Raw genomic sequence first — 5,902 nt, forward strand, 5'->3', positions numbered from 1 at the left:
GAAGATCGAAGGATGTTCCCACGCTCGACCACCGACCAATTTTTTGATTTTGATCGGATCATAGGTACCTTGACCGCCCATCGTTCCGATCGCGACCACTCGAGTGGATTGTCTCGCGATCGGGTCTTTGCTGTTGGGGTCGGCAAGATCATCGTGGAACCCTAGCCACATGCTGATTCCCGCCCCGGCGGAACCGCCGTAACACGCGACTCGCTTTGGATCGATGTTCCATACGTCTGCCTTGCTTCGCAAGAACTGCAGCGCTCGAGCACAATCATGTTGCGGGGTCGGAAACAGCACTTCATTACCATCAACGAACCGATAGTGCAGTGCGGCAACGCTGATCCCGACTTCGTTGGCCGCCCGAACCATTTGCGGACTGACCGAACGCTTGTCACCTCCGACAAAACCGCCGCCGTGAATGTAAACAATCAGCGGAGTAGGACGGTCCGATTCTGCTTGATAGAAATCGAGGACATTTCGAGAATGATCGCCATAGGAAACATCGCGATGTGTCGGGGGAATACGGTTGGCTTGATTTTGCCGCGGACGTCGCTCCGTCATTTTGGCGCGATGGTCCCGAGCCTCTTGTTCGCTCAGCGTGCCGTCTTTATTGGTGTCGGCATCAGGGAATCGCTTCAGCAGTTCGCTTAGCCGCTCGGCATTCGGCACGCGCCGCTGTGGGGTGGCCTCCGTGGCTGGATCATCAGCCCATGTCGCCACTGACGTCATCCACAACGCGGTGAACACAAACGCAAAAAAGGGGAATGGACGGCACATCGACAGCTCCTTTGGTTCCGAGTTGCATTTGCATTCTCGCCCCTGTGGAACAGGGACGATCACCCGTTGTCGTTATTATCGAAGCGAACCGGGCGGCGGGCAAGCATCGAAATTTCTGCAATCTGGTTCCGCAACTTCGCAGGGAACGTCCGGTTTAAAAAATCACACGTCGAGTGAAGACCGTCATCGTCACGGGATCGCCAAACGCAGCCAAGTCGCGTAAAACGTGTGTCGTTCCCGTGACGATCACGCCCTCTCCCCCCCCTGCTTGTGCCACCGTTCTCAATGCAACGAATGAAATTCCGCGGCTATAAATTGCTGTTCGAGAATCGCTCGGCTGCCGAATCGATGGTGCGGCAAATTGACGAGTTCCCTTCGTTTTTTACCCCAAAACACGATCGGCCATTGATTATCGATTGCGGTGCGAACATCGGGGTCTCGGTACTGGAATGGAAAACGCGATGGCCGGGAGCCGAAATTGTTTGCTTTGAACCCGATCCCTTCGCGTTCAAAATCTTGCAAGCCAATATTGATGTGAACGATATCCCCAGTGTTCGATGCATCAACGCCGCAGTCTCCGATTGCGACGAGACGGTTCCGTTTTATGGCGACGTCTCGGCCCGCGGCGACGCGCGAGGCAACTCGATCGACCCCGCCTGGGGCCAGCGTGAGGGGACCGCCCAAACGCGGGTTAAGTGCAAACGCTTGTCAAGCTACATTGCCGATCGCGATGTCAGCTTCCTAAAACTAGACATCGAAGGTGCCGAGCAACGCGTATTATCGGAAATTGCGGGCCAGCTTGATCGTGTCGCAGCGATCTACGTCGAAGTCCACGAAACCGACGACAGTAACGGCTACAATTCAGCGGACCAAATCGAGCAACTGCTTGGCGATGCCGGTTTCCATGTCGAAGCGGAGTCTCGTTTTGATGAGCACGCTTTGCCCGCACACCTCGATGCGTGGAAACAAAGTGTCGGCGCGAGACAAGTGCAATTGCTTGGCTGGCGTTGACGCCATCGATCGCCGCAGCCGCGTTTAATATCCGATCCCGGCACGGAACATGATCGCGTCGTCTTGATTGAATTTGTTGGCTTTGTTTTCATACAGAATCTCGCGATCGAAAACGTAACCGACTTCGACAAAAGCGTTGCGGCGTCCGGCTTGAATAAACTCGTGCTGGCCCCACTCTAATCCAAACATCACGCGATAATCATTGATATCGACCTGCTGCTCGGTCTTGTTGTCACGCTCGACCGTCCATGATCCGCCGCCGTATTCGCCCCCCAAATACCACCATACATCTTGAGTCCCCACCGTCCTCCAGTAGTGGGCCAGTTTGGGTTGCGGAAAGAAGATGTCGTATCGCGAATAGGGGTCAGGTTGCCACAGAATCCCGCCCGCAGGGATCACGTTGTAACGGATGCGGTCAAGCACATAGACGCCTCCTTTGATCGTGGACGCGGGGGTTAAGCGAAAATTCACCAAACCTTTTCCCATCACTCGGAAACTGTCGCTGTTCATCGTGTCAAAATCGGTAAAGACACCAATCCGAGTCCCCAGCTCGAGGCCCAAGATCTGATTGGGATCGCTTTGCCACCCCAAATCAACAAATCCACTATAGGCACTGCCGGGCAGATCCGCGTCTTGCGTCGCCGTGTGCTCGGGACCGTCCCAAAGATGTAGCGAAAACGAAGGCGCTATCATCAGCGGCTGGCTTGAATACAAAAAATTCTGCCAGGCAAAGACGACCGAGACATCGGTGTCGTTGATCCCCAGTGAATCGGGATCGTCCGTCGTGCCCAGGTAGGTGTGCCGGATCCGTGGACCTTGAAGTAATCGGTATGCACTGAATTCGCTGTTGCTGCCGAAGACACTTCCGTTGCCGCCAAAAATCCCGCCTGGGAACAGCGTCGTGGGCCCTACCGACGGATACACCGTGCTCGGGTATGCTGGCCCCGTCATCGGAACTCCGGTGTCAAACCCTGTGCCCGGACCATAGGCAGGCGGCCCGTAAGTGGATGGGCCATACGCGGGAGCACCGTAGGCGTTTCCGCCATAATTCGCCGGGGGCAGGATCGTCGTACTCGAATTGCCTCCGTATGCCGATCCACCGAATCCGCTCGACGCGGCGGGCATGATCGGCCCCGTACCGGAATTCGAAAAAATTCGACTAAATAAACTTTCGCCTCCCGGTCGCGACGGAGGCAGCAGCGTTCCGGGAACCTGGACCGGACCCAGCGTCGTACCCGGTGGAACGCTGGGGGCTGGGTAACTGGGCAAACTGGCGGCACCGGTCGCATACGGATCGAAATTGCCCCCCAGCGACGAAGGAGCCGACGAAAACGGAGATGCCACAGGTGGACTGCTCGAAAAACCGCCCCCATTGCCCATCGGCTGCAAATTGGTTTGCGGAATATCGACAGGCGAACGGCCGCCGAACGGAACTCCCGGCGAAATGGGCGTGTTGCTCGATGGGAAACCAGTCTGAGCCATCGCGGTACCGCCCGCGAAAATGACTGCGAACGCCAAACAGACCCAACCGAAAAACGAGCAAGAAGCGGCTGCGAATGTAGGAAAACGCAAGCCGCGGGCGACTGGCGATGCTACGAAACGGCGCACGTTCCTCGGATCCTGGCGTCCCGAATCGACGGATCGCAGGCAAAGGAGGTGATGAAATTTCGTAGGGAGCCAGCGAATCATAGGATCCTGCTCTGAGAGTTCGTTGGAGTGGTTCCGCAGTCAGCCAAGGGATCGCTAGTGGGTAACCCCCGCGCGGCGACTTTAGCCAATCCTGGAAATACTTGGCAAATTGTTTCGCTGTCAATGGTAAAGTCTCAATCACCAGATTTCGGAATCCCGCAAAAAGCGACCGGCGATTTCGGTACTCAGGTTGCTTAAATCACCTGCTTAGGCTCAAACTGTGGCGAAGCCGGTGGTTTTGCTTTCCTTTCTCAAAACAATCAAAAACAGTTGCTATGACGGAAGATCTCGACGCCGCTCGCATCGCGGAATACCTCCACGTCACGCCAGATCAGGTGCTAAAAATGGCCGATCGCGGCCGGATTCCCGCACGCAAAGTGGGGGGGCAGTGGCGGTTTGCCAAAGCCGAAATCCACCATTGGCTGGAAGAGCGAATTGGGGCCAGCGACCCCGAGGAATTGGATCAAGTACAAAAAGTGCTCGATCGTGTCTCCCCCACGGCCGTGGACCGCCCTATTCACGAGTTGTGCAGCGTTGATGCGATCGAAGTGCCGCTGAACGCTCGAACTCGCGGCAGCGTCATCCGGTCGATGTGCGCGCTGGCGGCCAAGAGCGGGATGATGTGGGACGCTCCGGCGATGGCCGAAGCGGTCCAAGCGCGTGAGCAAATGCATCCGACCGCGTTGGACTGTGGTGTGGCGCTGTTGCACCCTCGTCGTCCTCAAACATCGATTCTTGCCGACTCGGTGATCGCACTGGGGCTCTGTCCCTCGGCGATCCCGTTTTCCGATCGCGGGCAATTGACCGACGTTTTCTTTCTAATTTGCTCTTACGACGATCGGAATCACCTTCGTATCCTAGCAAAGCTCAGCCGTATGATCGTCGACGACTCGTTCTTGGCTGAGCTACGTACTAGTACATCGCCCGGCGAAGCGTGGCACGCCATCAAAGAGTGTGAAGAGCGCCTCGACGAGCTTTGATCGCCCGCAAAGCAACCGACGGATCGACACCATGCACGAAAACTCTCTCGCCTCGGCACCCTCGCTACCTTGCCGTACATTGCTGTGGGTCGGGCCCAGGAATTCGGTTGAGTTTCAAGCCTGTTACGAATTTGCCGAATCGAATTCACTACAGATCGCGTTTCGGCACTCGCTGCGGGATGCCCTCGATCGGCCCGCTTCGACGGTCGACCGCATCATCATCACCCGCAATCATCGCGGCGACTTTGATTGGAACCAGGTCAACGTCTTGCTCGGACGCTGCGTCGACGCCCAAGCCATGGTGTTGTTAGGCGCAGCATGCGACGGCGTGCGGCATACTGAGCGGTTCGCCGTCGCGGCGGCGGCAAAGTCGGAGGCCGCTGCTCGGTTGTCGATCTACAATGCGATGCTGTGGCGTCAACAAGTCCCGCAGTGGATGCAAGGCACCACCGCGCATCCGATCCGGCTGGCCGATCAAAAAGTCACCGTAGCGGTGATCGCAGCGACGTTGCCGATCGCCGAACCGTTACTGGACGTGGCGTCTGCTTGCGGGGCCGCGGCGATCTGGATGCGACAAGACGATTCGCTACGAATCCGGAATCTCGATCGCGTGATTTGGGACGACTCGGTCGCAGCCCCCACCACACATCAGGGATGGGAATCACGAATCGCAGCGGTCGACACCGCCCAGCGTGCTTCTCATGCTTGGGTTGCCAACGCGCCACGTGAGCACCAAGTAGATGCAGCCGAATCGGCCGGCATCGAGCTCGTGTTAAGCAAACCCTACTTCATCCTTGGATTGACCGGTTGGATTGGAGCCAAACTCCATCCCGCGATGACCAGCCCATTCCGCGAAAAGCTAGCCGCCTAACAAGATCCCAGCCTGTAAATGCAGCACAAGCCGTGAGCCTGTCTTCAAGCTCCACTTCCATTTGCAATTACCGGCTCGAACGATTCAATCGTTCGAACCGGGTTTTCCCCTGATCCCCGCCGCTTCCGCTTGCGACCTCCACCGCGATCTCGGTGGCAATGAAGTATTCAGAGGCGGCAAATGACGCCGTTTGCGTTTCGTAGCTACGCTGGCCAGAGCGTGGATGGTCGCCGCAGTGACCTCACCACCGACGAAGGTCACTACTGATTGAGTCATGCGTCATGGCAGCAATTGCGAGTCACCTCGCCCGAGCGAAACTTGGAAGAGGTTGGACGGGCCCCATTAGGCATCGTTCGGGTGAGGGCCGACCGCGCAATATATAGCGTGCAGTGCCCTCGACTTGCTCGGTCGGCCCTCACCCGAGCATTGCCGAAGACTCTGCTCGACTTCTCGCAAACTGCGATTGGGAGAGGTGACAGTACGCTCGCGCCACGCCGGATTTTATTTCTGCAGTCTCGGATGCCGGGCAGAGGTGACAGAAAACATCCGTGAGAAACCGTGCTGCCGGTCC

Annotated in this window: 5 protein-coding genes; 3 read left to right on the forward strand and 2 right to left on the reverse strand. The window is 57.2% G+C overall.

Features of this window, described 5'->3' with window-relative positions:
• On the reverse strand, window positions 1–780 hold a 780-nt coding region (locus ABX962_RS27960; protein ID WP_372724380.1), incomplete at its 3' end, for an alpha/beta hydrolase.
• Between the two features lie 285 nt (window positions 781–1,065).
• Here ABX962_RS27960 and ABX962_RS27965 point away from each other — a divergent pair.
• Window positions 1,066–1,791 (forward strand): FkbM family methyltransferase, encoded by a 726-nt coding sequence (locus tag ABX962_RS27965; RefSeq protein ID WP_372724382.1) that lies wholly within the window; start codon window positions 1,066–1,068, stop codon window positions 1,789–1,791.
• 24 nt (window positions 1,792–1,815) lie between these two features.
• Here the strand turns inward: ABX962_RS27965 and ABX962_RS27970 are convergent, their stop codons facing one another.
• On the reverse strand, window positions 1,816–3,273 hold the full coding sequence (locus ABX962_RS27970; protein WP_372724384.1) for a hypothetical protein: 1,458 nt from the start codon (window positions 3,271–3,273) through the stop codon (window positions 1,816–1,818).
• Window positions 3,274–3,755: 482 nt separating this feature from the next.
• On the opposite strand from ABX962_RS27970, the gene ABX962_RS27975 reads away from it, so the two are divergent.
• Window positions 3,756–4,460, forward strand: coding sequence for a PTS sugar transporter subunit IIA (locus ABX962_RS27975; RefSeq protein WP_372724386.1), 705 nt, complete (start codon window positions 3,756–3,758; stop codon window positions 4,458–4,460).
• 31 nt (window positions 4,461–4,491) lie between these two features.
• The gene (locus tag ABX962_RS27980) at window positions 4,492–5,331 is read left to right on the forward strand and encodes a hypothetical protein (protein WP_372724387.1); all 840 of its coding nucleotides are present in this window, start codon (window positions 4,492–4,494) and stop codon (window positions 5,329–5,331) included.
• Window positions 5,332–5,902 lie beyond the last annotated feature (571 nt).

The organism is Novipirellula sp. (assembly GCF_041583735.1).
Classification (GTDB): Bacteria; Planctomycetota; Planctomycetia; order Pirellulales; family Pirellulaceae; genus Novipirellula.

Excerpts from the sequence above, each read along its gene's own strand:
- ABX962_RS27980 (WP_372724387.1), top strand. The coding sequence starts at position 4,492 with ATGCACGAAAACTCTCTCGCCTCGGCACCCTCGCTACCTTGCCGTACA.
- ABX962_RS27970 (WP_372724384.1), bottom strand. The coding sequence starts at position 3,273 with ATGGCTCAGACTGGTTTCCCATCGAGCAACACGCCCATTTCGCCGGGA.
- ABX962_RS27975 (WP_372724386.1), top strand. The coding sequence starts at position 3,756 with ATGACGGAAGATCTCGACGCCGCTCGCATCGCGGAATACCTCCACGTC.
- ABX962_RS27965 (WP_372724382.1), top strand. The coding sequence starts at position 1,066 with ATGCAACGAATGAAATTCCGCGGCTATAAATTGCTGTTCGAGAATCGC.